Raw genomic sequence first — 25371 nt, forward strand, 5'->3', positions numbered from 1 at the left:
GGCGATGACGTCGGCGTACTCCGTGTCGTCGCCGATGGCCTGGGGCAGTACGGCGAAGACCGCCCGGAGGTCCTTGAGGGCTTCCTGGCGGGTGATACGCCCCGGCGGGAGCGGAGTTGCCGGGGCGCAGGGGGACGCAGCTCCGGGGGGAGCCTGGGGATCAGGTCGGCGACCTGTCCGGGGGAGATACGCCGGCCGATCATCTCCAGGACGGCTTCCACGGCGCGACCGACGCAGTCGATGAACTCGTCCGGGCCTGTCGACGGTCAGGAGAGTTGGACGCCGATGAGGCAGGTGTCGTCGTCGGTGTCGGACCGGCTGTGGGTGAGCAGGAGGTCCAGTTGCTCGTCCAGGCCGGGCGGGGGGCCGCCCGCGGTCGCGAGGAGATGTTCGAGGGAGCGTTCCACGGAGATGCCCCGGCGCTCGACGAGGCCGTCGGTGTAGATCAGGAGCCGGTCGCCGGATGCCAGGGGGAGCCGGTGCTCCTCGTAGGTCGTCTCGGCGATCGCCCCGAGGAGGATGCCGCGGGGCAGCGGCAGGGAGGCGGCCTCGCCGTCGCGGATCAGCACGGGTGGCGGATGGCCTGCCCGCGCCCAGCACAGGACGCCGGTCCCGGGGTCGTACAGGCCGCAGACGGCGGTGGCGGTGACCTGCTCGGTGAGGTGGTGGGCGACGGTGTTGAGCCAGCCCATCAACTGCCCGGGTCCCGCGCCGGTGGTGGCCAGCCCGCGCAGCGCGTTCCGCAGGACGACCATGCCGGTAGCGGCGTCGATGCCGTGCCCCGCGATGTCCCCGACGGCGAGCAGCACCTGCTTGGACGGCAGGACGACCACGTCGTACCAGTCGCCGCCCACCAGGTGTTCCTTCTCGGCGGGCCGGTAGCGTACGGCCACCCGCAGCCCGGAGACGTCGATGGGGGCGGGGGCGGGCGGCATGATGGCCTGCTGGAGTTGCAGGGCCAGGCGGTTGCGTTCGGCGGCCCGCTCCTCGGTGTCGGCGAGCTGGTCCCGGGTCGCGGCGAGGGCGACCTCCGTCCAGTGCTGAGCGGATACGTCCTGGTAGGCGCCCCGGATGGCGATCAGGTCGCCGGAGGGGTCGGTGACCGGTTCGGCGATGACGCGGATGTGCCGGACGACCCCGTCGGCGCGTTGCAGGCGGAACGCCGTCGAGGCCTGGTGGTGGCGGTGCAGCACGGTGCGCATGAAGCGCCCGATGGTGACGGAGTCGTCCGGGTGGGCGTGCCGCCGTAACTCCTCCAGGGGGATCGGCGGGGCGCTCGGCTGGAGCCCGTGGAGGGCGAACAGCTCGCTGCTCCACAGGACTTCGCCGGTGACGAGGTCCTCCTCGAAGCTGCCGAGGCGGCTCAGCCGCTGGGTGTGGTGGAGGAGGGCGGTCAGCCGGCCGGCCTGGTCCTCCACGCGCCAGCTGAGCAGCAGTTCCTCGCCGTACCGGCTGACGCTGCTCGACACCGCGCGGCCGAGCGGTTCGGGGCCGACCGGCGTGGCGGGCGCGAGCTGCTCGGTGCGGAACGGCTGCCCGGTGGCATGGACGCGCAGGAGGTGTTCGTACAGGCCCCCGTCCTGGGCGGCCGCCGGGTAGGCCTCCAGCAGCTTCGTGCCGATGACGGCGCCCGGTGGGCGGCCCGCCGGGTCGGCGAAGCGCTCGTTGGCGTGGGTGATGAGGAAGTCGCCGACCTCGCCCCGGGCGTCGACAAGCGGGCGGAGTACGAGTGCGGGGTCGAGCAGTCCGTCGGCGAGAGCGGCGAGGACGGCGAGGCCGGTGAGGCGGCCGCCCTCCGGTACGGGGGCCGGGCCGTAGGTGTCCGTGGGTGCGCCGGAGAGGGTGTGGGCGCACAGGTCGGCGAACGCGTCGAGCTGACGGTGTTCGGACGGGCTCAGGGCGGGACGCGGACCGGGCCAGCAGACCTCCAGCACGCCGAGGATCCGGCCGCCGAGCCGGGCGGGCAGGACCGCGCGCGCCCCGGCGGTTCCGGCGCGTCGGCCGATGCCCGGGGTGTGCTGCGGCAACGAACCGTGCCAGCGGGGCCTCGCGTCGTCGAAGGCCAGCTGCGGCAGGGTGCCGACCCCCGGGGGTACGTACCGCCACCGGTCCGCCTCCCCGGGGGCGAGGCCCGCGTGGCCGGCCAGCGTGAGCGAGCCGTCCGAGGCCGTGCGCCAGAGGGCCAGGGCGGTGCCGCCGAGCGGGGGGAGCGCCTGGCGCAGCAGCGCCTCCGCGGCGGCCTGCGGATCGCCGGAGAGCGTACCGGCCTCGGCCGTACGCAGGGTCAGGACCGGCGCGGTGGGCTGCCGGTCGCCGCTGTGCCCGGGCGGGGCGGGCCGGAGCGTACGGGAGAGGTCGGCGCCGGCGGCGGCGTTGACGATGTCGGCGGCCACTTCCACGGGCGGGAGCCGGGCCGCGTCGGCCAGCTCCCGCAGATAGCGGGCGGCCTCGGCGGGGCCGCCGTGACCGCGCTCGACCAGGATGCCGGTGGCGATGCCGATCAGGGCGCCGGTGTCGGCGGACTCCTGAGCGAGCGTCAGGTCCTGGCGGAGCCGTTCGACGGTGGCGGCCAGGGCGTCGACACCGGGAGGGTCTTCGCTCACCGGCTCAGCCAGCGGTGCATGCAGGCGATGAGCATGTCGGTGTCGACGGGTTTGGCGATGTAGTCGCTGGCTCCAACGGCCAGGCACTTCTCCCGGTCGCCGTCCATGGCCTTGGCGGTGACGGCGATGATCGGCAGGTCGGCGTACCTGGGCATGGCCCGGATCGCGGAGGCGGCGGCGTAGCCGTCCATCTCGGGCATCATGACGTCCATCAGGATCATCTCGATCTCCCGGTGCCGGGAGAGGATCTCCATGCCCTCACGGCCGTTCTCGGCACGCAGCACCCGCACGCCCTGCAGTTCCAGCATGCCGGTCAGGGCGTAGACATTGCGGGCGTCGTCGTCGACCACCAGGACGGTGCGGCCGGCCAGCGCGCTCACCGGCTCCCCGCCGTTGCCCGCAGCCGCCTCCCGTACGTCCGTCGCGGCCGCCAACGGCAGTACGTCCGCGGGCCGTTCGGCCGTCAGGTGCAGGGCGGTGCGTTCGCGCAGCTCGTCCAGGCTGGGCAGCAGCTCCAGCGGCTTCCCCCGGGCGGCGTGGTTCCGCAGCAGCCGTTCGTGGTCGGGGTCGAGCCTGCGCGAGTGGTGGGCCAGGACCGGAACCTCCCGGACGGCCGGATCGCCGTCCAGGGCGTCCAGAATGCGCAGCGCGGCGCCGTCGGCCATGTCGAGATCCAGGATGACGCAGTGGCACGGCTCGCCGGACAGCGCGGCGGCGATCTCCTCGATGCCGGTGGCCGTACGCACCTGAACCGCGCCGCGCGGATCGGCGAAGGAGCGGCCTTCCGCAAGGTCGGCGAGGGCGCTCTCGGCGACGAGCGACAGCAGGCCCTGCCGCCGTTCCTCGATCACCAGCAGCCGGCGCTGGGCCGGCAGTCCCTGCGGAGCGGGCGGTCCGGTCACCGCTGCGGCTTCCGTGTCCTGCGGCGCCGCCGCCTCAGCCGGTTCGAACCAGGCGACCGGCAGGTGGAGGGAGAAGACGCTGCCTTCGCCGAGCGTGCTGGAGGCGGTGATCGCCCCGCCCAGCAGCTGGGCGATCTCGCGGCTGATGGACAGTCCCAGGCCCGTGCCGCCGTACTTGCGGCTGGTGGTGCCGTCGGCCTGCTGGAAGGCACCGAAGATCGTTTCGAGTTGCTGCTCGGCGATCCCTATGCCGGTGTCCAGGATGTGGAAGGTGATGACCGGACCGTGACCGCGCACCGCGTCCGGCACGTTCGATTCGGCCGTCGGCTCGATGCGCAGCTCGACCTTGCCGGTCTCGGTGAACTTCACCGCGTTGGACAGCAGGTTGCGCAGCACCTGGCGCAGCCGGGAGTCGTCGGTGACCAGTTCCGAGGCGACGCCGGGGGCGATGCTGACCTGGAAGTCGAGCCCCTTCTGCCCGGTCAGCGGACGGAAGGTGGCTTCCACGTACTCCAGCAGGCGGCGCAGGGGCAGCCGTTCGGGCGCGATGTCCATCTTGCCCGCCTCGACCTTCGACAGGTCGAGGATGTCGTCGATCAGCTGGAGCAGGTCGGAGCCCGCCGAGTGGATGACCCCGGCGTACTCGACCTGCTTGGGCGTCAGGTTGCGGCCGGGGTTCTGGGACAGCAACTGGGCGAGGATCAGCAGGCTGTTGAGCGGGGTGCGCAGCTCGTGGCTCATGTTGGCCAGGAACTCCGACTTGTACTTCGAGGCCAGCGCGAGCTGGTGGGCGCGCTCCTCCAGCTCCTGCCGGGCCTGCTCGATCTCCAGGTTCTTCGTCTCGATGTCGCGGTTCTGGGTCACCAGCAGCGCCGCCTTCTCCTCCAGTTGGGAGTTGGAGCGCTGCAGTTCGTCCTGCTGGACCTGGAGTTCCTCGGAGCGGGCCTGGAGTTCGGCGGCCAGCCGCTGCGACTCGCCGAGCAGCTCGTCGGTACGGGCGTTGGCGACGATGGTGTTGACGTTGACGCCCACCGTCTCCATCAGCTGACCGAGGAAGTCCCGGTGGACCGGGGTGAAGGAGGCCACCGACGCCAGCTCGATGACGCCGAGCACCTGGTCCTCCACGACGATCGGCAGCACGATCAGGCTGCTCGGCGAGGCGGAGCCCAGTCCGGAGGAGACGGTGACATAGCCGGCGGGCAGGTCGTCGACGGCGATGGTGCGCCTGCTGCGAGCGGCCTGGCCGACGAGCGACTGGCCGAGCCGGAACCGGGTGGCCCGGTCGGAGTTCCCGGGGTGGCCGTAGGAGGCGATGAGACCGAGCTCGATGCCCTGGTCGCCGTCCTCGGCGAGGTAGAAGGCACCGTACTGCGCGCCGACCAGCGGGGTCAGCTCGTCCATGATCAGCTCCGCCACGACCGCGAGGTCGCGGCGGCCCTGCATGAGCCCGGAGATCCTGGCCAGGTTGGTCTTGAGCCAGTCCTGTTCCTGGTTGGCGCGAGTGGTCTCGCGCAGCGATCCCACCATGGAGTTGATGTTGTCCTTGAGCTCGGCGACCTCTCCAGAGGCGTCGACGGTGATGGAACGGGTCAGGTCGCCCTCGGCCACGGCGCTGGTGACCTCGGCGATGGCCCGGACCTGGCGGGTGAGGTTGCCGGCCAGCTCGTTGACGTTCTCGGTGAGCCGCTTCCAGGTGCCGGAGACGCCCTCAACCTCGGCCTGTCCGCCGAGCCGGCCCTCGCTGCCGACCTCGCGGGCGACCCGGGTGACCTCGGCCGCGAAGGAGGACAGCTGGTCGACCATCGTATTGATCGTCGTCTTGAGTTCCAGGATCTCGCCCCGGGCGTCGACGTCGATCTTGCTGGTCAGATCGCCCTGGGCGACCGCCGTGGTGACCTGTGCGATGTTGCGGACCTGGTTGGTCAGGTTCGTCGCCATCGAGTTGACGTTGTCGGTGAGGTCCTTCCAGGTGCCCGCCACATTGGCCACCTGGGCCTGGCCGCCGAGCTGGCCCTCGGTGCCGACCTCGCGGGCGACCCGGGTCACCTCGCCGGCGAAGGCCGACAGGGTGTCGACCATGGTGTTGATCACCCCGGCGAGCGCGGCCACTTCGCCCTTCGCCTCGACCGTGATCTTCTGTGACAGGTCGCCCTTCGCGACGGCGGTGGCGACCTGGGCGATGGAACGCACCTGCCCGGTCAGGTTCGACGCCATCACGTTGACGTTGTCGGTCAGGTCCTTCCAGGTGCCCGACACGCCCCGTACGGTGGCCTGCCCGCCCAGGTTGCCCTCGGTGCCGACCTCACGGGCCACCCGGGTCACCTCGTCGGCGAAGCCCGACAACTGGTCGACCATCGTGTTGATGGTCTCCTTGAGTTCCAGGATCTCGCCCCGGGCGTCCACCCGGATCTTCTGCGTGAGGTCGCCCTGTGCCACGGCGGTGGTGACCTCGGCGATGGAACGGACCTGGGCCGTCAGGTTGTCGCCCATCACGTTGACGGACTCGGTGAGGTCCTTCCAGGTGCCGGACACGCCCTTGACGTCGGCCTGGCCGCCCAGCCGTCCCTCGGTGCCCACCTCGCGGGCGACCCGGGTGACCTCGGCCGCGAAGGAGGAGAGTTGCTCGACCATGGTGTTGATGGTGGTCTTGAGCTCCAGGATCTCGCCCCGGGCGTCGACCTCGATCTTGCGGGTCAGATCGCCCTGGGCGACCGCCGTGGCCACCCGTGCGATGGAACGCACCTGGGCGGTGAGGTTGCCCGCCATGAAGTTGACCGAGTCGGTCAGTCCGCGCCAGGTCCCGCCGACACCGGGCACCTGGGCCTGGCCGCCGAGAATGCCCTCGGTGCCGACCTCGCGGGCGACCCGGGTCACCTCGTCGGCGAAGGAGGACAGCTCGTCGACCATCGTGTTGAAGGTCTTCTTCAGCTCATGGATCTCGCCACGGGCCTCCACGGTGATCTTCTGCGAGAGATCACCCTTCGCGACCGCGGTGGCCACCTGCGCGATGTCCCGCACCTGCGTCGTCAGGTTCCCGGCCATCGCGTTGACCGAGTCGGTGAGGTCCTTCCAGGTGCCGTCGACCCCGGGCACGTCCGCCTGGCCGCCCAGCCGTCCCTCGGTGCCGACCTCGCGGGCGACCCGGGTCACCTCGGAGGTGAACAGGGACAGCTGGTCCACCATCCCGTTGAACACCTGCGAGATCTCGCTGAGCAGTCCGTCCTCGTACGCGGGAAGCCGGGTGCCGAATTCACCGTCACGCACCGCGGTGAGACCCGCGAGCAGCTTCCGCAGTTCGAATTCCCCGACCTGGCCGGCGTCGGATGCTCCCGCGGTGCCCCGCCGAGGGGCGGCTGATCTGCTCCCCCGAGGTTCCACGGACTCTGGCACCACTGCCACCTCACCCTGTCGATCCCGCGCAAACCGGCAAGAATGAAGCAGGTCGCGAAGACCGCCGCTTGCATCCAGACGAACGTCACAAGAATGCCCTCATGCCCTACCGCGCGCAATCCTGCTCCGGGGCAGGATCCCGTGGTGAGCGCCGCTTTTCCGGCCGTCTCCGGCGGGCGGCGCGGGGTCATCCACGACCGCCTGCGGGAGGGCGGGCTACTGGTCGGTCAGCAGCTGGAGACGCAGCCGCTTGAGGGTCCGCGACAGCAGGCGGGAGATGTGCATCTGGGTCACGCCCAGTTCGGCGCCGATCTGCGCCTGGGTCATCTCCGCGCCGAAACGCAGCGACAGTATGGTGCGCTCGCGGTCGGGCAGGGCGGCGATGAGCGGCTTGAGGGCGGCGAGATTCTCCACGCCCTCCAGAGCACGGTCGTCGTAGCCGAGACGGTCCACCCACGAGGCGCCGTCCTCGTCCTCGGCGGCCGGGGCGTCCAGCGAACTGGTGGAGTAGGCGTTGGCCGCGACCATCGCCTCGAGCACCTCCTCCTTCGTGATCCCGAGGCGCTCGGCCAGTTCGGCCACCGTGGGGGTGCGGTCCAGCTCCGCCGCGAGGGCATCAGTGGCCTTGGCCAGGTCGATACGCAGTTCCTGGAGGCGGCGCGGGACGCGGACCGACCAGTTGGTGTCGCGGAAGAACCTCTTGATCTCACCCGTGATGGTCGGTATCGCGAAGGTGAGGAACTCGACCCCGTAGTCCGGGTCGAAGCGGTCGATCGCCTTGATCAGGCCGATGGTGCCGACCTGGAGGATGTCCTCGGTCTGCTCGGTGCGGTTGCTGAAGCGCCTGGCCGCGAACCGCACCAGGGCCATGTTCAGCTCGATGAGCGTGTTGCGGACGTACTGGTACTCCTCGGTGCCCTCTTCCAGCACCGCCAGGCGGGCGAACATGGCCCGCGACACGTCCCGTACCTCGGCCGTGCCCATCGAGCCGCCGGTTGCTCGGGAACGCTCCGCCGCCACCTTGCGGCCGGCCGGGCTGGGTGAACCGACGTCGGTAACGGTCAAGTGGGAGAGCTGGACTGTCATCTCACATCCCTTTCCCGCACGGCTCGTCATCAGCACTTCCCGAGTACCCGCGAACAGACGTTCAAACCAGCGTCAGCAGCGGCGTGTTGGCGGCGTGTTGGCGGCGATTCTCCCACGGACGCGAGCGGTCAGCGGGCGTCGATACGGGGAAACACCCCTTCGTCGAGGAACATCCCCACGGCGACCGCCACCGGGATCGCGATCAGCGCGCCGATCACGCCCATCAGCGCGCCACCGGCCACCACGGCGAGGATGGTGACCAGCGGGTGCACCGCGACGGCGAACTTCATCGCGCGCGGGACGATGAGGTAGTCCTCGGCGAGGCGGAACACGATGTAGAAGGCGGCGGTGGCGATCGCCACCGGGAACGACACCACCAGTGCCACCAGCGAGACGATGATGCCGCCGATGGTCGAGCCGACGACCGGGACCAGGTCCAGTACGGCGACGAACACGCCGAGGGCGGCCGGATAGGGCACACCCCAGGCCTCCAGCCAGATCAGGGTGGCCAGGCCGGCGATGACCGAGGTGGCGACGTTGGCCAGCATGAAGCGGCCGGTACGGGCCACGACCTCGTCGGTCAGGACCTCGGCGCGTTCCCGCTTGCTGCCGGGGACGAAGCGCAGGCAGAACCGCTTGAGGGTCGGCAGGCCGGCGAGGAAGTACATGGTCAGCGTGATCACCAGGATCGCGCCGGTGACGGTGGTGACCACCAGTTGGCCGGCGCCCAGGAGCCCGTTGACGAGGCCGGTGCCCGCGCCGCTCAGCTGCTGCCTGACTTTGGCGATCAGGTGGTAGCGGTCCTCCAGCCTGCCGAGCGTGGACTGGTGGTCGTGGAGCTGCTGCAGCCAGTTCGGCACCGCCTTCACCAGCGCGTTGATCTCGCTGGTGACCGGGGGGATGAACAGGGCCAGCACCGCGCCCCAGACGACGAACAGGGCGATGATGACGCAGGTCACCGCCCAGCGTCGGCGCATGCCCTTGGTGGTGAGCCAGGCGACGATGGGCTCGACGCTGATCGCGATGACCAGGGCCAGCAGCGCCAGCAGCAGCACGCTCTGGATCTTCAGTACGGCCTGCACCAGCAGGTACGCGATCACCGCGCCCAGGCCCAGCCGGAAACCGATGGCGAACCAGGACCGCCCCGGCCGGCCCGGCCCCGGGCTCGGCGACGGCGCGGCTTCGGCGTTGTCTGTCGTCACCGGAACCTCCTCCACTAGGCGACTGCCCGGGAGGCGAGTACCCCCCGTCGGGTACACGATGTGCGGGCGGCGGCGTGAGGCCACGGCGCCGCGCCGGGCGGTCAGTCCTTGCGGGGGCCGTCCTGCTCCGGGGGCCGCGGGACCGGGCGGCGGCCGCGGCGGAGGCGGGAGCGTACGTCCTCCGGAGGGTGGAAGCCGGCCCAGCGTTCGGGGAACTCGGCGGGGGGATCCTCGGGGCCCACGTCGTCGTCGGGGCCGGCCTCGTGGGCCGCCCTGCGGGCGGCCGCCCGGGCGAGGACGGCGGCGGCGGCCTCCTCGCGGGCGAGGGCGTTCTCCTCGCGGGCGGCAGCCGTGGCGACGGACGGCCAGACGCGGTCGATGGAGGCGTTGCAGGCTGCGCCGACCAGCACCGCGAAGGCGGACACGCCGATCCAGAGCAGCACCGCCACCGGCGCGGCGAGCTTGCCGTAGATCGTGGGGCCCTCGACGGTGTGGGTGAGGTAGACGCGGAGCACGAGACTGCCGAGCACCCACATCAGCAGGGCGATCAGGGCGCCCGGCATGTCCTCGTACCAGGGGGACCGCACCGGCACCGACACGTGGTACAGGGTGGTGAGGAAGGCGATGGACAGCACGAGCACGACGGGCCAGTACAGCACCCGGATGACGCCCTCGCTCCACGGCAGCAGCCCCACCACCGCGTCCGGTCCCGCGACCATGAGCGGGGCCACGACCGCGCCGATGACCAGGGCGACGATGTAGAGGGCGAAGGCCATCAGCCGGGTCTTGACGATGCCTCGGTGGCCTTCGAGGCCGTACATGATCGTGATGTTCTCGACGAAGACGTTGAGGGCGCGCGAGCCCGACCACAGGGCGATGGCGAAGCCGATCGAGATCAGGTCGGGGCGGCCGCCCTTGAAGACGTCGTCGACCAGCGGCCTGACCAGCTGGTTGACGCCCTTGTCGGACAGGACCGTCGCGGAGGCGGTGAGGATGTTCTGCCGGATCTGGTCGACGGTGTCGGTGCCGATGATCTGGTCGAGGTAGCCGAGGGCGCCGACCAGGCTGAGCAGCAGCGGCGGGAGCGACAGCAGGACGAAGAAGGCCGCCTCGGCGGCGAGTCCGGTGACGCGGTACTCGATGCAGGAGTTGACCGTGTCCTTGAGCAGCAGCCAGGCCACCCTGCGCTTCGAGAGGTTCCGGTACAGGGCCCTGGCCCGGTGGAGACGACCCGGTGGTCTCTCAGGTGTTTCTTCCGCTGCACTCACATCCTTACGGTATAGGGCATGGGGACCCGTACTCACACCGTGATCAACCAGGCTCCGCCGCTGGTCGGATACGACGTATACGCCGCCGACGACACCCTCACCGAGGGGGTCGCCCGGCATGCGTCGCCCGGGACACTGCCGGAGATCAATGACGAGCTGGGCGAACTCGGCCGCGCGGCCGGTTCCGCCCAGGCGCAGCGCTGGGGCGAGGAGGCGAACACGTACTCCCCCGTGCTGCGTACCCACGACCGCTACGGCAATCGCCTCGACGAGGTGGACTTCCACCCGTCCTGGCACCGGCTGCTCGGCCATGCCGTCGCGGCCGGGCTCACCGACGCCTGGTCGCGGCCCGACGGCCATCTGCGGCGCGCCGCCGGCTTCCTGGTCTGGACGCAGGCCGAGGCCGGCCACGGCTGCCCGGTGTCGATGACGCACGCCGCCGTGCCCGCGCTGCGGGCCGATCCGGTGCTGGCCGCCGAGTGGGAACCGCGGCTGACCTCGCGGGCGTACGACCCGTTGCTGCTGCCGCCGGGCGGGAAGCCGGGGGCGCTGTTCGGCATGGGGATGACCGAGAAGCAGGGCGGGTCGGACGTCCGGGCGAACACGACCCGCGCCGAACCATTGGCGGAGGAGGGGGCGTATCTCCTCACCGGCCACAAGTGGTTCTGCTCGGCACCGATGTCGGACGGCTTCCTGGTGCTCGCCCAGGCCCCCGGCGGGCTGACCTGCTTCCTGCTGCCCCGGGTGCTGCCGGACGGCACCCGCAACGTCTTCCTCATCCAGCGCCTCAAGGACAAGCTCGGCAACCGCTCCAACGCCTCCTCGGAGGTGGAGTTCGACGGCACCTGGGCCCGCCGGGTCGGCGAGGAGGGGCGCGGCGTGGCCACCATCATCGAGATGGTCGCCGCGACCCGTCTGGACTGCGCCGTCGGATCGGCCGCCATCATGCGCCAGGCCGTCGCCCAGGCCGTCCACCATGCCGCGCACCGCTCCGCGTTCGGCGGGCCGCTCATCGACAAGCCGCTGATGCGCAACGTACTGGCCGATCTGGCGGTCGAGTCCGAGGCGGCGACGACGACGGTGCTGCGGCTGGCGTCCGCGTACGACGCCGATACCGAGCAGGAGCGGCAGTTCAGGCGGATCGCGGTGGCGGTGTCCAAGTACTGGATCACCAAGCGCTGTCCACCCCTGACCGCCGAGGCCCTGGAGTGCCTGGGCGGCAACGGCTATGTCGAGGAGTCCGGGCTGCCCCGGCTCTTCCGCGAGTCACCGCTGAACTCGGTGTGGGAGGGGTCGGGCAATGTCCAGGCCCTGGACGTGCTGCGGGCCTTGCAGCGCGAACCCCTGGCCCTCAACGCCTTCCTCGGCGAGATCGGCCTCGCCCGGGGAGCCGACCACCGCCTCGACGGCGCCATCAAGTCCCTGCTCACCGAACTCGCCGACCTGGAGGGCATCGAGGCCCGCGCCCGCCGCGTCGTCGAACGCATGGCCCTGGTCCTCCAGGGCTCCCTGCTGGTGCGCTTCGCCCCGCCCGCCGTCGCCGACGCCTTCTGCGCCTCCCGCCTGGGCGGCGACTGGGGTGTGTCGTTCGGCACACTGCCGCACACCCTGGACCTGAAAGCAATCGTGGACAGGGCAAACCCAACGGCCGACGGTGAGCACTGACCCCCGGTGCCGGGTCGGCGAGTGAGCCGAAGCGGAGCGGCCGCTGTCGAAAAGGAGAACGCGCGGAGGCTGCGAGGAACGAGCAGTCGAGCACGATCGACTGTCGACAGTGGCTGAGCGCAGCGGAGGCGAACCGAGCCTCAAAAAAAGAGGGGTGGTGCCGCGCCGACTCGGCACCACCCCCGGCGTGGAACTCCTGGAACCAGCCCTGTCACAGGAGTAGGTGCGCCGCGGTGCCCGCGCGGCTGCGCATCCGCACCGCCGCCTCTATGGCGATGATGATGTCCTCGTCGTCCGCGTCCGGCGGGAAGCCGACGACCACGCCCCGGGCCTCGTAGTACGCCAGGACGCGGGCGGGCTCGGAGTCGGGGTCGCCGCCGGGGGGCCGCAGGTGCACCACCAGGTCGGTGGGGAGGGCCAGAAGGCCCTGCAACCCGTCCACGGACTCCGGGAAGCCGTCGATGACGTACCCCTGGTCGCGGTCCAGCGTCCCGGTGGCGTCGTCGAACGCCAGGTGGGGGACGCGGAATTCCCGCGCCAGCCGCGAGGCGCGACCGGTGCGCTCGTCGTCCGGTGAGCCGACCACGACGACGCGCGGGGGGACGGGCGACACAGCGGGTTGCCTCCTCGGGGGTGTTGCTCGGTAATCCGTTGCGAGTAGCTTGACGCCGCGTCACTGTCCGCCCGGCGCACGCATATTCGCAACCGTTGCAGACCGTTGCAACGGAATGTGTCCGATGTCCCTTCGGAGCGCGCCGAGCGGCGGCACCATGGGAGAGCAGTACACAGCACAGCCACAGCACAGCTACGCAGTACGGCGTGGTAAACGCATGCGGGAGCGCCATGAGCCAGCCAGAGATCGACTTGGGACTGCTGTCCGCCCAGGACCACCGGAAGTCCGTGCAACTGCTGGCCGGCATGCGGCATGCCGCGCTCAGTGGCACGGCGGCTGCGGCGAAGCCACGCCCGGTGATCGGCGATTCCTGGACCCGGGCCATGGACTACGGGGTCGATCCCGACACCGGCAGCCACACCGGGGTGCTCTCGGCGGACGAGCTGGAGCAGCGCCGCCAGACGTCCCCCCTGCAGGAGGTGCTGCCCGAGCTGCGGGACGGCCTGGTGTCCGTGGCGGACGCCGCCTGGCACATCATGGTCGTCTCGGACGCCGAGGGCCGGGTGCTGTGGCGCGACGGCAGCACCGCGATCCGAAGAAGCGCCGACCGGGTCGGCTTCGCCGAGGGCGCGTCCTGGGCGGAGAACGCCGTCGGTACGAACGCGATCGGCACCGCGCTGGTGACCGGGCGCCCCGTGCAGGTGAACTCCGCCGAGCACTTCGTCCGCGCACACCACCTCTGGACCTGTGCGGCGGCCCCGCTGCACGACCCGCGCGACGGGCGGCTGCTCGGCGCGGTGAACATCAGCGGCCCCGCGGCCACCGTCCACCCGGCGTCCCTGTCGCTGGTCACCGCCGTGACCCGGGTCGCCGAAGGCGAGCTGCGGACCCGGCACTGGGCGTCGATCGAGGGCCTGCGGTCGCTGGCGGCACCGCTGCTCGCACGGGTGCAGGGGCGGGCGGTGGTGATCGACCCGAACGGCTGGACGGCCGCCGTCACCGGGATGCCCCCGCTGGACCGGGTCGCGCTGCCCTCGTCGCCGGCGGCGGGGCCGGTGTGGCTGCCGTCGCTCGGGCTGTGCACGCTGGAGCCGCTGCCGGGCGGCTGGCTGGTCCGCGTCGGCGCGCAGGGCGGCACGGACGCGCCGAGCCGGGTGGTGGTCGACGTCAGCCGGCCCCGCGACTGGGCGGTCACCGTCTCCGGGGGCGCCGGCAGCTGGTCGCAGGAACTCAGCCCGCGCCATGCCGAGCTGCTCTTCGTCCTCGCCGTCCACCGCGGCGGGCGCACCGCTGCCGAACTGGCCCGCGACCTGTTCGGCGACCCCAGCCGCACGGTCACCGTCCGCGCCGAGCTGTCCCGGCTCCGCCGCAATCTCGCCGGCATCCTGGCCCACCGCCCCTACCGCTTCGCCGACTCCGTCTCCGTCGAGCTCCTCCGCCCCACCCGCCCCGCCGACCTCCTCCCCCACTCCACCGCCCCGGCGGTCCGCCTCGCGGGCGGCGGCCGATCCGGCCCGTGATTGGCTGGGCCCATGAGCGACCACACCGTGACCGTGACCACCTGGTACCTGGAGCAGACCTCACCGGCCGATCTCGTGCCGCCGGCCGCGGCCGCCCCGCCGGAGGTGCAGTTCGTACGGGCCGAGGTGCCGTCGCCCGAATTCAGCCGCTTCCTCTACGCCTCGGTGGGCGCCGACTGCGCCTGGACCGACCGGCTCCCGTGGCCGTACGCCCAGTGGGAGACCTTCCTCGACCGCCCCGGGGTCGAGACCTGGGTGGCGTACGACCGGGGCACCCCGGCGGGGTACATCGAGCTCGATCCGCAGGGGGACGCGCAGACCGAGATCGCGTACTTCGGGCTGCTGCCGGCCTTCCGGGGGCGTGGGATCGGCGGCCATCTGCTGTCGTACGGGATCGCCCGCGCCTGGGACCTGGCCGAGCGGTGGCCGGACCGGGAGCCGACGAAGCGGGTGTGGGTGCACACGTGCAGCCTGGACGGGCCGTACGCGCTCGCGAACTACGAGAAGCGCGGCTTCCGCATCTTCGACGTCAGGACCGGGGAAGAGGAGAGCACGTCGATCGAGCCCTGGCCAGGGGCCTGAACAATCGACCGCCGGAGGTGCGCGCCGACGCCGCACGGCTGGGCGGAATCTGCCTTCCGTATACGAAGGCGGTGAACGCACCCCGCTCACGCACACCGGGGGCGAACACCAGCATCGCGCACCATCTGCGGGAGCACTTCGAGGAGTTGGTGTCCCACGTGGGGCCGGCGCCTCGGTATGGCGCCGGCACGGCATAAACTGCGTCATATGGGCAGTCAGGGGCACGATCTTTTCGTCGAGATCACCCGGGAGCAGCAAGCGCGGGGTGACCAGCGCCACACAATCCCACCATTCGAGATGTGAGCGTCCACATTTTGGAAGGCGGTGGACTCTCCGGAGATCCCCGTGACACGCTTTCGTCATGTCTCGCACTGGAATCGCCTTGGTAGGTCGGCTGCATGTCGACCTCGGACGCATGTCCAGTTCCATCTGTCCGGTGGGCTGACCGCAAGCATCGCCGTCCCCGCCGTCGCGGATGCGTGAGCGCCTCGCCGCGTGTTTTCGCAGGCCATAAGGTGCTCCAGCGCGATCCAAAGACCTTTTACGAGCCTGCCAGAAGGACTGCACGCCATGGCTACCACCCCTGAGAAGCCCGCAGCCGCCGCTGCCCGCCGTAAGGCGAGCCGTCACCGTGGCGAGGGTCAGTGGGGCGTTGGGCACCTCACGCCTCTCAACGCCAACGAGCAGTTCAAGAAGGACGACGACGGTCTCAACGTGCGGACACGCATTGAGACGATCTACGCCCACCGCGGCTTCGACTCCATCGACGGCGCCGACCTGCGCGGCCGGATGCGCTGGTGGGGTCTCTACACCCAGCGCAAGCCCGGGATCGACGGCGGCAGGACCGCGATCCTGGAGCCGGAGGAGCTGGACGACAAGTACTTCATGCTGCGGATCCGCATCGACGGCGGCCGGCTGACCACCGAGCAGCTGCGGATCATCGGCGACATCTCCCAGGAGTTCGCCCGCGGCACCGCCGACGTCACCGACCGGCAGAACATCCAGCTGCACTGGATCCGGATCGAGGACGTCCCCGAGATCTGGCGCCGCCTGGAGGCCGTCGGGCTGTCCACCACGGAGGCCTGCGGCGACACCCCGCGGGTCATCCTCGGCTCGCCGGTGGCCGGGATCGCGGAGGACGAGATCATCGACGGCACCCCCGCCGTGGATGAGATCCATGCCCGCATCGTGGGCAACAAAGCCTTCTCCAACCTCCCCCGCAAGTTCAAGTCGGCAATCTCCGGCTCGCCGCTGCTCGATGTCGCACACGAGATCAACGACATCGCCTTCGTCGGCGTGGAGCACCCCGACCGCGGCCCCGGCTTCGACCTGTGGGTCGGCGGCGGGCTCTCGACGAACCCCAAGATCGGCGTCCGGCTCGGCGCCTGGGTGCCGCTGGAGGAGGTCGCGGATGTCTACGAAGGCGTCATCTCGATCTTCCGTGACTTCGGCTACCGCCGGCTGCGCACCCGCGCCCGCCTGAAGTTCCTGGTCGCCGACTGGGGCGCGGAGAAGTTCCGCCAGGTCCTGGAAGACGACTACCTCAAGCGCAAGCTCGTCGACGGCCCGGCCCCCGCCCAGCCCGTCGAGCAGTGGCGCGACCACGTCGGTGTGCACCGCCAGAAGGACGGCCGCTTCTACGTGGGCTTCGCCCCGCGCGTGGGCCGTATCGACGGCGCGACGCTGAGCAAGATCGCCGAACTGGCCGAGGAGCACGGCTCGGGCCGCCTGCGCACCACCGTCGAGCAGAAGATGATCGTGCTCGACGTCGAGGAGCCGCGCATCGAGTCCCTGGTCGCGGGCCTGGAGGCGCTGGACCTCACCGCCACGCCGTCGCCCTTCCGGCGCGGCACGATGGCCTGCACGGGCATCGAGTTCTGCAAGCTCGCCATCGTCGAGACCAAGGCGCTCGGCGCCTCGCTCATCGACGAACTGGAGCGCCGCCTGCCGGAGTTCGACGAGCCCATCACCATCAACGTCAACGGCTGCCCCAACGCCTGCGCCCGTATCCAGGTGGCGGACATCGGTCTCAAGGGCCAGCTCGTCCTGGACGCCGACGGCAACCAGGTCGAGGGCTTCCAGGTCCACCTGGGCGGCGCGCTCGGCCTGGAGCCCGGCTTCGGCCGCAAGGTGCGCGGTCTGAAGGTCACCTCCGACGAGCTGCCCGACTACGTCGAGCGGGTCCTCAACCGCTTCCAGGCGGAGCGCGAGGACGGCGAGCGCTTCGCGACCTGGGCAGCCCGGGCCAGCGAGGAGGCACTCTCATGAGTGAGCGTGCCGCACCCTTCTACTGCCCCTACTGCGGGGACGAGGACCTGCACCCCGCCGAACAAGGCCACGGGGCTTGGGAATGCCGGGCGTGCAATCGCGCCTTCCAGTTGAAGTTCCTCGGCCTGCTGGCCAAGGGGCTCAGCTCCGCTCCCCGCGATGGAGGCGACACGTGACCACCGCCCACGCCCGCACCGCCGAAGACCTGCAGCGGCTCGCCGAACAGGCGGGCCGCGACCTGGAAGACGCCTCCGCGCTGGACATCCTGCGCTGGGCCGTCGACACCTTCGGGCCGCGCTTCTGTGTGACCTCGTCCATGGAGGACGCGGTCGTGGCGCACCTCGCCTCCCGGGTCGCCCCGGGCGTGGACGTGGTGTTCCTCGACACGGGCTACCACTTCCCGGAGACCATCGGCACCCGGGACGCGGTCGCCGCGGTCATGGATGTGAACGTCATCACACTCACCCCCCGCCAGACGGTGGCCGAGCAGGACGCCGAGTACGGGCCGAAGCTGCACGACCGCAACCCGGACCTGTGCTGCGCGCTGCGCAAGGTCAAGCCGCTCGAGGAGGGCCTGACGGCGTACGACGCGTGGGCGACCGGCCTGCGCCGCGACGAGTCCCCGACCCGGGCGAACACCCCGGTGGTCGGCTGGGACGAGAAGCGGGGCAAGGTCAAGATCTCCCCCATCGCGGCCTGGTCGCAGGAAGACGTGGAGACGTACGTCGCCGAGCACGGAGTCCTGACCAATCCCCTGCTCATGGACGGCTATGCCTCCGTGGGCTGCGCCCCCTGCACCCGCCGGGTGTTGGAGGGCGAGGACGCCCGCGCCGGTCGCTGGGCGGGCACGGGCAAGACCGAGTGCGGGCTGCACGGCTGATGACGACGAATCAGACGGACCTGACGGACCTCACGGAACAGACCACCCAGGAGAAGCAGATGAGCGTGACAGACCAGGGAGCCACCGTCTGGCTCACGGGTCTGCCGAGCGCGGGCAAGACCACGATCGCCTACGCGCTGGCGGAGCGGCTGCGCGGCGACGGCCACCGGGTGGAGGTGCTGGACGGCGACGAGATACGCGAGTTCCTGTCCTCCGGCCTCGGCTTCACCCGTGAGGACCGGCACACCAACGTGCAGCGGATCGGCTTCGTCGCCGAGCTGCTGGCCGGCAACGGCGTCAAGGTCCTGGTCCCGGTCATCGCCCCGTACGCCGACAGCCGCGAGGCCGTCCGCAAGCGCCACCAGGCCCGGGGGGCGGTCTACCTGGAGGTCCATGTCGCCACGCCGGTGGAGGTCTGCTCCGTACGCGACGTGAAGGGGCTGTACGCCAAGCAGGCGGCCGGCGAGATCTCCGGGCTCACCGGCGTCGACGACCCGTACGAGGCGCCCGAGACACCCGACCTGCGCCTTCAGACACAGGACCACACCGTCGAGGACTCCGCCGCAGTGCTGACCGCGCTGCTCGTCGAGAGGGGACTGGCGTGACGACCGTTGCTGCGCTGACCGGCACCACCGAGAACCCGTACACGCTCAGCCATCTGGACGCCCTGGAGTCCGAGGCGGTGCACATCTTCCGCGAGGTGGCGGGAGAGTTCGAGCGGCCGGTGATCCTGTTCTCCGGCGGCAAGGACTCCATCGTCATGCTGCACCTGGCGCTGAAGGCCTTCGCCCCGGCGCCGGTGCCCTTCGCGCTGCTGCACGTCGACACCGGGCACAACTTCCCCGAGGTCATCGAGTACCGCGACCGCACCGCCGAGCAGCACAGCCTGCGGCTGCACGTCGCCTCCGTACAGGACTACATCGACGACGGCCGGCTGCGGGAGCGCCCCGACGGGACGCGCAACCCGCTGCAGACCGTGCCGCTGCTGAACGCCATCACCGAGGGCAAGTACGACGCCGTCTTCGGCGGCGGCCGCCGCGACGAGGAGAAGGCCCGGGCCAAGGAGCGGGTCTTCTCGCTGCGCGACGAGTTCGGCGCCTGGGATCCGCGCCGCCAGCGCCCCGAGCTGTGGGCGCTGTACAACGGCCGGCACGCCGCCGGGGAGCACGTGCGGGTCTTCCCGCTCAGCAACTGGACCGAGCTGGACGTGTGGCAGTACATCGCCCGCGAGGGCATCGAACTGCCGCAGATCTACTACGCGCACGAGCGGGACGTCTTCGCCCGTGACGGCATGTGGCTCACCGCCGGCGACTGGGGCGGCCCGAAGGACGGCGAGACCGTCGAGCGCCGCCTGATCCGCTACCGCACGGTCGGCGACATGTCCTGCACCGGCGCGGTGGACTCCGACGCGGCGACCATCGAGCAGGTCATCACCGAGATCGCCGCGTCCCGGCTGACCGAGCGCGGTGCCACGCGGGCCGACGACAAGCTCTCCGAGGCCGCCATGGAAGACCGCAAGCGCGAGGGGTACTTCTAGCCGTGGGCCACATCACCGCCGCCGGTGCGGCACCGGTCCGCCGGATCACCGGGACCGCCACCAGCCTGAACCGCCACCACGGCGGACCGCACACGAGCACGCGAAGGGACGACGCATGACCAGCACCGCCACCGCCGCCCCGGCAGCTTCGCTGCTGCGCTTCGCCACGGCCGGATCCGTCGACGACGGCAAGTCCACCCTGGTCGGCCGCCTGCTGCACGACTCCAAGTCCGTGCTCACCGACCAGCTCGAGGCCGTCGAGCTCGCCTCCGCGCGGCGCGGTCAGGGTGCCCCCGACCTCGCTCTCCTCACCGACGGCCTGCGCGCCGAGCGGGAGCAGGGCATCACCATCGACGTGGCCTACCGCTACTTCGCCACGGCCCGCCGCCGGTTCATCCTCGCCGACACGCCGGGGCACGTGCAGTACACCCGGAACATGGTCACCGGCGCCTCCACCGCCGAGCTGGCCGTGGTCCTGGTCGACGCCCGCAACGGTGTGGTCGAGCAGACCCGCCGCCATGCCGCCGTCGCCGCGCTGCTGCGGGTCCCGCATGTCGTCCTGGCCGTCAACAAGATGGACCTGGTCGAGTACGCGGAGCCCGTCTTCGCCGCCATCGCCGAGGAGTTCACGGCGTACGCCATCGAGCTGGGCGTGCCGGAGGTCACGGCGATCCCGATCTCGGCCCTGGCCGGCGACAACGTCGTGGAGCCGAGCGCGAACATGGACTGGTACGGCGGCCCCACGGTCCTGGAGCACCTGGAGACCGTGCCGGTCAGCCATGACCTGGCACACTGCCACGCCCGTCTGCCCGTGCAGTACGTCATCCGGCCGCAGACCGCCGAACTGCCGGACTACCGGGGGTACGCGGGCCAGATCGCGGCCGGGACGTTCCGCGTCGGCGAGGCGGTCACCGTGCTGCCGTCGGGCCGCGTGTCGAAGATCTCCGGCATCGATCTGCTCGGCAAGCCGGTCGACGCCGCCTGGACAACGCAGTCGGTGACCCTCCTGCTGGAGGACGACATCGACATCTCCCGGGGCGACCTGATCGTGCCGACCAAGGACGCGCCGGCCACCACCCAGGACATCGAGGCCACGGTGTGCCACGTGGCGGACCAGCCGCTCACCGTCGGCCACCGCGTGCTGCTCAAGCACGGCACCCGCACGGTCAAGGCGATCGTCAAGGACATCCCGTCCCGTCTCACGCTCGACGACCTGTCCCTGCACCCGCACCCGGGGCTGCTCGTCGCCAACGACATCGGCCGCGTGAAGATCCGTACCGCCGAGCCGCTGCCGGTCGACTCGTACGCCGACTCCCGGCGCACCGGCTCGTTCATCCTCATCGACCCGAACGACGGCACCACGCTCACCGCGGGCATGGTCGGCGAATCGTTCGCCTCTCCGGAGCCCGTCCGTGACGAGGCCGACGACGAAGGGTGGGACTTCTGATGACCGTCGACGTCTTCTCCACTTTCGCGAAAGAAGGTGGCCGCATCGGCAGCGGCTGTCTCGGCAGCGGCCAGGGGGGCGTGTCGCGATGTGTGCGCTGAAGCGTGAGCACCGCACAACCCCCGTGCACGTAACGCCGCATTTCCGAAGACCTGACAGCCACCACCCGGCCGCGCCATGGAAAGAGCGCGTCCCGGGCCCCTGAGAGGAACACCTCCCGTGACTGCCGATCGCACCACGTCCCCGAGAACCGCCACCCGCCGCCGTCTGATCGCCGGCGCCGCACTTCTCCCCCTGCTGGCCCTCGCGGCCTGCGGCTACGGCTCCGACAAGAAGAGCGACACCACCGGCGCGGTCGCGACCAGCGGCAGCACCAAGAAGCTCTCCGCGAGCACCGTGAAGATCGGCTACTTCGCGAACCTCACGCACAGCACCGCCCTAGTCGGTCTGGCCAAGAACGGGCCCATCCGGCAGGAGCTCGGCAGCACCAAGGTCTCGACCGCCGTCTTCAACGCGGGCCCGGCCGAGATCGAAGCGCTGAACGCCGGTTCCATCGACATCGGCTGGATCGGCCCCTCCCCGTCGATCAACGGCTACGTGAAGTCCGGCGGCAAGAGCCTGAAGATCGTCGCCGGCTCGGCCTCCGGCGGCGTGAAGCTGGTCGTCAACCCGAACAAGATCAAGTCCCTCAAGGACGTCAAGGGCAAGAAGATCGCCACCCCGCAGCTGGGCAACACCCAGGACGTGGCCTTCCTCAACTGGATCGCCGACCAGGGCTGGAACGTCGACGCGACGACCGGCAAGGGCGACGTCTCCGTCGTCCGTACGGACAACAAGATCACCCCGGACGCCTACAAGTCCGGCTCGATCGACGGCGCCTGGGTCCCCGAGCCCACCGCCTCCAAGCTCGTCGCCGAGGGCGCGAAGGTGCTGCTGGACGAGAGCTCCCTGTGGAAGGGCGGCAAGTTCGTCATCACGAACGTGATCGTCTCCCAGAAGTTCCTCTCGGCCCACCCCGACGTCGTCAAGGCGGTGCTCCAGGGTTCGGTGAACACCAACGTCTGGATCAACGCCAACTCCGACAAGGCGAAGGCCATCGCCAACCAGGAGCTCGCGACACTGTCCGGCAAGGCCCTGCCGGCCAACGTCATCGACCCGGCCTGGAAGAGCATCAGCTTCACCGACGACCCGCTGGCCTCCACCCTCAAGACCGAGGCGGACCACGCGGTCAAGGCCGGCCTGCTCAGCAAGCCCGACCTCAGCGGGATCTACGACCTCTCGATCCTGAACCAGGTCCTCAAGGCCGACGGCAAGTCCCAGATCAGCGACGCAGGTCTCGGCAGCTAGTCAGCCGGTCCGCAGCATCCCCCAGGAGGTGAACGCATGGCCACCGCACTCAGCAAGCAGCCCGCCGGGACCGCCCACGACGCGGCCCGATACGCCGCCCGCATCGAGCATGTCTCGAAGTCCTTCGGCCGGCCCGGCGCGCAGCAGCACGTGCTCGACGACATCACCATCGATGTCGCCCCAGGCGAGTTCGTCTGTCTCCTGGGGGCCTCGGGCTGCGGCAAGTCCACCCTGCTCAACCTGGTCGCGGGACTCGACCAGCCGTCCGCCGGGGGCATCGAGACCCCCCGCGGCCGGCCGGCCCTGATGTTCCAGGAGCACGCCCTCTTCCCGTGGCTCACCGCCGGCCGGAACATCGAACTCGCCCTGCGCATGCGCGGCCTCCCCGGCTCCGAGCGCCGTGACGAGGCCGAGCGGCTGCTCGAACTCGTACGGCTGCGCGGCGCCTACGGCAAGCGGGTGCACGAGCTGTCCGGCGGCATGCGGCAGCGCGTGGCGCTGGCCCGCGCGCTCGCCCAGGACAGCCAACTGCTGCTGATGGACGAGCCGTTCGCGGCTCTCGACGCCATCACCCGCGACGTGCTGCACGAGGAGCTGACCCGGATCTGGTCGGAGACGAACCTCTCCGTGCTCTTCGTGACCCACAACGTGCGCGAGGCCGTGCGGCTCGCGCAGCGCGTCATCCTGCTGTCCTCCCGCCCGGGCCGGATCGCCCGCGAATGGACGGTCGACATACCGCAGCCGCGCCGGATCGAGGACGCCGCGGTCGCCGAACTGTCCGTAGAGATCACCGAACAGCTGCGGGGGGAGATCCGACGTCATGGCCAGCACTGACACCACGGACACCACGGACGCCAAGGCAGTCGCCTCCGAATCCGGGACCACCGACGCCACCGACGCCGCCGGGGCTGCCGGGCAGGCCGCCCGTCCGGCGGGCTCGCTCGCGGGTCTGGAGGCGGGTCTCGACGCCCTGGAGACCAGCCACGTCCACCGGACCCCGCTGCTGAGCAAGCTCCGCGAGAAGGCCCTGCCGCCGGTCGTCGCGATCGCGCTGGTGCTGATCGTGTGGCAGCTCGCCTATCACTTCCAGGTGAAGGCGCACTACCAGCTGCCGAGCCCGGTCGACGTCGCGCGCTCGCTGCGCGACCAGTGGCTCAAGGGCACCCTGCTGGGCTTCGTGTGGACCAGCCTCTCGCGCGGTGTCCTCGGCTTCCTCGCGTCGGTGGCGATCGGCACCCCGCTGGGTCTGCTGGTCGCCCGGGTCAAGCCGGTTCGCGCCGCCATCGGCCCGATCCTCTCCGGGCTGCAGTCGCTGCCGTCGGTGGCCTGGGTGCCGGCCTCGATCATCTGGTTCGGCCTGAGCAACGGCACGATCTACGCGGTCGTGCTGCTCGGCGCCGTCCCGTCCATCGCCAACGGCCTGGTGGCCGGCGTCGACCAGATCCCGCCGCTGTACCTGCGTGCGGGCCGGGTCATCGGCGCCACCGGCCTGCACAGCGTCCGGCACGTGTTGCTGCCTGCCGCCCTGCCCGGCTACCTCGCCGGTCTGAAGCAGGGCTGGGCGTTCTCCTGGCGTTCGCTGATGGCCGCCGAGCTGATCGTCAACTCCCCCGACCTGGGCACCGGCCTCGGCCAGTTCCTGGAGCAGGGCCGCGAGCAGTCCGACATGGCCTGGGTCCTCGCCGCGATCCTGCTCATCCTGATCGTCGGCATCGGTATCGAGCTGCTGGTCTTCGCCCCGCTGGAGCGAGCCGTACTGCGCAGCCGCGGACTGCTGGTCCGGAGCTGACGCATGGTCCGGCCGGTGCTTCTCGTCGTCGCCCACGGCAGCCGCGATCCGCGGCATGCCGCGACGGTGCACGCGCTCACCCAGCGCGTACGAGCGGCCCGGCCGGGCCTTCGCGTCGTCACCGCCTACCTCGACTTCAACGCGCCGAGTGTCCCCCAGGTCATCGACCGGCTGGCGGCGGAGGGCGTACGCGAGGTGGTGGCCCTCCCGCTGCTGCTCACCCGCGCCTTCCACGCCAAGGCCGACATCCCGACCGTCCTGCGCGAGGCGACCGCCGGCCACCCCCGGCTGTCGGTCCGTCAGGCCGAGGTCCTCGGGCCGTCGCCCCTGCTGACCGCCGCCCTCGAACGGCGGCTGTACGAGGCCGGGGTGCGCCCCGGCGACCGTTCGTCGACCGGAATCGTGCTGGCCTCGGCGGGCTCCACCGACCCGGAGGCGATGGCGGTCATCGCTGACATCGCGCGGGAGTGGCGGCACACCGGCTGGTGCGCCGTGCGACCCGCCTTCGCCTCCGCCTCCCTCCCCCGCACCGAGGACGCCGTCCGCCGACTGCGCGCCGAGGGCGTTCGCCGGATCGCGGTCGCCCCGTACGTCATCGCTCCCGGCTTCCTCCCCGACCGCATCGCCCGCGGTGCGCAGGACGCCGGCGCCGACGTGCTGGCCGAAGTCCTGGGCGACGCCCCGGAAACGGCCCGGTTGCTGCTGGTGCGGTACGACGCGGCGGTCGCGGTGCGCCGGATGCTGATGACGGCGTGAGACTGACGGCCTCAGGTCTTGGGACGGTCAGTAGTAGTGACTGGCGCGCTCGGCCGGCGCTCTCCCATCGGCCCCACCCCCGCACACGAAGCTACCCCCCTGGTCAGTCCGCGGGTTGTGACACCGTCGCGGACCAGTGCTCCCGGATCGCGTCCGTCGGCCGGGGCTCACCGAGCAGAGGTGCGCCCCACATCGCGAGGACGTCGAGGACGGGCTCCAACTCCCGGCCTCTGTCGGTGAGTTCGTAGACGTACGCGGCGCCGGGCGGAGGCAGCCGCCGCCGGGTCACGAGGGCTTCGCGCTCCATCTCCTTGAGGCGGTTGGCCAGGACGTCCGTGCTGACGCCCGGGAGGTCGGCGTGGAGGTCGGTGTAGCGGCGGGGGCCCGCGAGGAGTTCGCGGGCGATGAGGAGGGTCCAGCGTTCGCCGACCACGTCGAGGGCGCGGGCGATGGGGCAGTACTGGTCGTAACTTCGGCGCGGCATGAGATCACCTTAGCGAAAAGGTTGGACTTTCC

General features: G+C 71.0%; 20 protein-coding genes and 1 pseudogene. 14 read left to right on the forward strand and 7 right to left on the reverse strand.

Annotation, left to right across the window (positions count from 1 at the left end; genetic code table 11):
• Positions 1-266: 266 nt before the first annotated feature.
• The 5 genes from ACFXJ5_RS28180 to ACFXJ5_RS28200 form a co-directional block, all read right to left on the reverse strand.
• Complete coding sequence (locus ACFXJ5_RS28180; RefSeq protein ID WP_384636818.1) at positions 267-2603, reverse strand: SpoIIE family protein phosphatase; 2337 nt, start codon at positions 2601-2603, stop codon at positions 267-269.
• A complete protein-coding gene (locus tag ACFXJ5_RS28185; RefSeq protein WP_459253992.1) occupies positions 2600-6895 on the reverse strand; it encodes a HAMP domain-containing protein in 4296 nt (1431 codons plus the stop codon). Before ACFXJ5_RS28185 ends, ACFXJ5_RS28180 begins: the two co-directional genes overlap by 4 nt.
• 216 nt (positions 6896-7111) lie before the next feature.
• The gene (locus ACFXJ5_RS28190; RefSeq protein ID WP_384636908.1) at positions 7112-7879 is read right to left on the reverse strand and encodes an RNA polymerase sigma factor SigF; all 768 of its coding nucleotides are present in this window, start codon (positions 7877-7879) and stop codon (positions 7112-7114) included.
• A 230-nt stretch (positions 7880-8109) separates the two neighbouring features.
• The gene (locus ACFXJ5_RS28195) at positions 8110-9183 is read right to left on the reverse strand and encodes an AI-2E family transporter (RefSeq protein WP_384636821.1); all 1074 of its coding nucleotides are present in this window, start codon (positions 9181-9183) and stop codon (positions 8110-8112) included.
• 101 nt (positions 9184-9284) lie between these two features.
• Positions 9285-10451, reverse strand: coding sequence for a YihY/virulence factor BrkB family protein (locus ACFXJ5_RS28200; protein WP_384636823.1), 1167 nt, complete (start codon positions 10449-10451; stop codon positions 9285-9287).
• Between the two features lie 18 nt (positions 10452-10469).
• On the opposite strand from ACFXJ5_RS28200, the gene ACFXJ5_RS28205 reads away from it, so the two are divergent.
• Entirely contained in the window at positions 10470-12116 is a 1647-nt protein-coding gene (locus ACFXJ5_RS28205; protein ID WP_384636825.1) for an acyl-CoA dehydrogenase family protein, read from the forward strand.
• 211 nt (positions 12117-12327) lie between these two features.
• Here the strand turns inward: ACFXJ5_RS28205 and ACFXJ5_RS28210 are convergent, their stop codons facing one another.
• Complete coding sequence (locus ACFXJ5_RS28210; protein ID WP_384636828.1) at positions 12328-12729, reverse strand: hypothetical protein; 402 nt, start codon at positions 12727-12729, stop codon at positions 12328-12330.
• Positions 12730-12959: 230 nt separating this feature from the next.
• Between ACFXJ5_RS28210 and ACFXJ5_RS28215 the strand changes: the two genes are divergently transcribed.
• The 13 genes from ACFXJ5_RS28215 to ACFXJ5_RS28275 all read left to right on the forward strand — a co-directional run bounded on the left by ACFXJ5_RS28215 (position 12960) and on the right by ACFXJ5_RS28275 (position 24855).
• Complete coding sequence (locus ACFXJ5_RS28215) at positions 12960-14249, forward strand: GAF domain-containing protein (protein ID WP_384636831.1); 1290 nt, start codon at positions 12960-12962, stop codon at positions 14247-14249.
• A gap of 12 nt (positions 14250-14261) precedes the next feature.
• Positions 14262-14831 carry a GNAT family N-acetyltransferase gene (locus tag ACFXJ5_RS28220; protein WP_384636836.1) on the forward strand — a complete coding sequence of 190 codons (570 nt, stop codon included), beginning with the start codon at positions 14262-14264 and terminating at the stop codon, positions 14829-14831.
• Between the two features lie 361 nt (positions 14832-15192).
• The gene (locus ACFXJ5_RS28225; protein WP_322973279.1) at positions 15193-15276 is read left to right on the forward strand and encodes a putative leader peptide; all 84 of its coding nucleotides are present in this window, start codon (positions 15193-15195) and stop codon (positions 15274-15276) included.
• 125 nt (positions 15277-15401) lie between these two features.
• Positions 15402-17099, forward strand: coding sequence for a nitrite/sulfite reductase (locus tag ACFXJ5_RS28230; RefSeq protein WP_384636839.1), 1698 nt, complete (start codon positions 15402-15404; stop codon positions 17097-17099).
• Positions 17096-17275 (forward strand): hypothetical protein, encoded by a 180-nt coding sequence (locus ACFXJ5_RS28235; protein ID WP_127354504.1) that lies wholly within the window; start codon positions 17096-17098, stop codon positions 17273-17275. The genes ACFXJ5_RS28230 and ACFXJ5_RS28235 overlap by 4 nt, the downstream gene beginning before the upstream one ends.
• Entirely contained in the window at positions 17272-17979 is a 708-nt protein-coding gene (locus ACFXJ5_RS28240) for a phosphoadenylyl-sulfate reductase (protein ID WP_384636843.1), read from the forward strand. The genes ACFXJ5_RS28235 and ACFXJ5_RS28240 overlap by 4 nt, the downstream gene beginning before the upstream one ends.
• A complete protein-coding gene (gene cysC / locus ACFXJ5_RS28245; protein WP_384636845.1) occupies positions 17979-18584 on the forward strand; it encodes an adenylyl-sulfate kinase in 606 nt (201 codons plus the stop codon). The genes ACFXJ5_RS28240 and cysC overlap by 1 nt, the downstream gene beginning before the upstream one ends.
• Positions 18581-19516, forward strand: coding sequence for a sulfate adenylyltransferase subunit CysD (cysD, locus tag ACFXJ5_RS28250; protein WP_384636847.1), 936 nt, complete (start codon positions 18581-18583; stop codon positions 19514-19516). Before cysC ends, cysD begins: the two co-directional genes overlap by 4 nt.
• Before the next feature lie 115 nt (positions 19517-19631).
• A complete protein-coding gene (locus ACFXJ5_RS28255) occupies positions 19632-20963 on the forward strand; it encodes a sulfate adenylyltransferase subunit 1 (protein ID WP_384636850.1) in 1332 nt (443 codons plus the stop codon).
• Positions 20964-21182: 219 nt separating this feature from the next.
• Positions 21183-22310 (forward strand): aliphatic sulfonate ABC transporter substrate-binding protein, encoded by a 1128-nt coding sequence (locus tag ACFXJ5_RS28260; RefSeq protein WP_384636853.1) that lies wholly within the window; start codon positions 21183-21185, stop codon positions 22308-22310.
• A gap of 36 nt (positions 22311-22346) precedes the next feature.
• Positions 22347-23144, forward strand: coding sequence for an ABC transporter ATP-binding protein (locus ACFXJ5_RS28265; protein ID WP_384636856.1), 798 nt, complete (start codon positions 22347-22349; stop codon positions 23142-23144).
• A complete protein-coding gene (locus ACFXJ5_RS28270; RefSeq protein ID WP_384636859.1) occupies positions 23131-24099 on the forward strand; it encodes an ABC transporter permease in 969 nt (322 codons plus the stop codon). The genes ACFXJ5_RS28265 and ACFXJ5_RS28270 overlap by 14 nt, the downstream gene beginning before the upstream one ends.
• A 3-nt stretch (positions 24100-24102) precedes the next feature.
• Complete coding sequence (locus tag ACFXJ5_RS28275; RefSeq protein ID WP_384636862.1) at positions 24103-24855, forward strand: sirohydrochlorin chelatase; 753 nt, start codon at positions 24103-24105, stop codon at positions 24853-24855.
• Between the two features lie 127 nt (positions 24856-24982).
• Here the strand turns inward: ACFXJ5_RS28275 and ACFXJ5_RS28280 are convergent.
• A pseudogene (locus ACFXJ5_RS28280) lies at positions 24983-25339 on the reverse strand (winged helix-turn-helix transcriptional regulator); the annotation flags it as partial.
• Positions 25340-25371 lie beyond the last annotated feature (32 nt).

Source organism: Streptomyces sp. NPDC059373 (genome assembly GCF_042751495.1).
In the GTDB taxonomy this organism is placed as follows: domain Bacteria; phylum Actinomycetota; class Actinomycetes; order Streptomycetales; family Streptomycetaceae; genus Actinacidiphila.

What these genes read in the sequence shown, in the direction of transcription:
- ACFXJ5_RS28190 (WP_384636908.1), bottom strand. Translation starts at nt 7,879, where the DNA reads ATGGGCACGGCCGAGGTACGGGACGTGTCGCGGGCCATGTTCGCCCGC.
- ACFXJ5_RS28205 (WP_384636825.1), top strand. Translation starts at nt 10,470, where the DNA reads ATGGGGACCCGTACTCACACCGTGATCAACCAGGCTCCGCCGCTGGTC.
- ACFXJ5_RS28215 (WP_384636831.1), top strand. Translation starts at nt 12,960, where the DNA reads ATGAGCCAGCCAGAGATCGACTTGGGACTGCTGTCCGCCCAGGACCAC.
- ACFXJ5_RS28220 (WP_384636836.1), top strand. Translation starts at nt 14,262, where the DNA reads ATGAGCGACCACACCGTGACCGTGACCACCTGGTACCTGGAGCAGACC.
- ACFXJ5_RS28225 (WP_322973279.1), top strand. Translation starts at nt 15,193, where the DNA reads ATGTCTCGCACTGGAATCGCCTTGGTAGGTCGGCTGCATGTCGACCTC.
- ACFXJ5_RS28230 (WP_384636839.1), top strand. Translation starts at nt 15,402, where the DNA reads ATGGCTACCACCCCTGAGAAGCCCGCAGCCGCCGCTGCCCGCCGTAAG.
- ACFXJ5_RS28235 (WP_127354504.1), top strand. Translation starts at nt 17,096, where the DNA reads ATGAGTGAGCGTGCCGCACCCTTCTACTGCCCCTACTGCGGGGACGAG.
- cysC (WP_384636845.1), top strand. Translation starts at nt 17,979, where the DNA reads ATGACGACGAATCAGACGGACCTGACGGACCTCACGGAACAGACCACC.
- ACFXJ5_RS28255 (WP_384636850.1), top strand. Translation starts at nt 19,632, where the DNA reads ATGACCAGCACCGCCACCGCCGCCCCGGCAGCTTCGCTGCTGCGCTTC.
- ACFXJ5_RS28265 (WP_384636856.1), top strand. Translation starts at nt 22,347, where the DNA reads ATGGCCACCGCACTCAGCAAGCAGCCCGCCGGGACCGCCCACGACGCG.
- ACFXJ5_RS28270 (WP_384636859.1), top strand. Translation starts at nt 23,131, where the DNA reads ATGGCCAGCACTGACACCACGGACACCACGGACGCCAAGGCAGTCGCC.
- ACFXJ5_RS28275 (WP_384636862.1), top strand. Translation starts at nt 24,103, where the DNA reads ATGGTCCGGCCGGTGCTTCTCGTCGTCGCCCACGGCAGCCGCGATCCG.